Here is a 759-nt window from a genome sequence, read left to right on the forward strand (position 1 = left end):
GCGGGGGCCCGGGCGCGGACCGGGTTTGGGGATCGGGGGCCGGGCTGCCGGTCCCGTGGTGGGTTCGGTGGTGTCGGTGTCGCCGCCGGTGGCCTCGTGCCCGCCGGTTTCCGGTGTCCCGTCTGGTCCGCTCATGTGCAGGTGCCCCTTCCCGCCTTGCGGTGCCGCGCGTCACGGCTGCCGTTTCACTTCGATCCCCGGCCGCGTTGGCCGCCGGGCTGGAGTCCATTCAAGCAGCTCAGAGTTCATCGCGTGTGGGCTGCGGAACAATGGGTACCGCTCGTCGCCCGATCGGCGGGGTCGGGCCGCGAACGCCCGCCCGGGGTGCCCACGGTGGCGCTGCGCCGTCGACTAGCGTCGAGCACGTGTTCAGCTGCGCGGTATTCGTCCCGAGTGCGCCCCTGCTGGTACCCGAACTCGCCGGTCCCGACGCCGTCGACACGCGGCCGGTACGTGAGGCGACGCGTTCGGCGGTGCGGGCGCTGGCGGCCTCGGCCACCCGATGGGTTGCCCTCGGCGCCGACGACGCGCCGGCCGTTCCGGCGAGCGGGCCCGCCGCAGCCGTGCTCACCGACCGGCCGCGATGCGGCACCGATGTGGCCGTCACCGGGACCTTTGCGCGCTTCGGTGTCGACCTACCGGTGACCCTGGATCCCGCCGTGGAGGAGGCTTGCGCGCAGGCCGACGCCGAGCCGGTGCGACCGCGATTGCCGCTGTCGATGCTGATCGCCGCCTGGCTGCGGGAACAGGCGGGGGGGG

1 pseudogene is annotated in these 759 nt (G+C 74.3%); it reads left to right on the forward strand.

Going from position 1 to position 759, the window contains the following annotated elements:
• Positions 1 to 365 precede the first annotated feature (365 nt).
• Positions 366 to 759 (forward strand): annotated as a pseudogene (locus B1964_RS08860) (hypothetical protein); the annotation flags it as partial.

This window comes from Gordonia sp. i37, assembly GCF_002043085.1.
GTDB lineage: Bacteria > Actinomycetota > Actinomycetes > Mycobacteriales > Mycobacteriaceae > Gordonia > Gordonia polyisoprenivorans.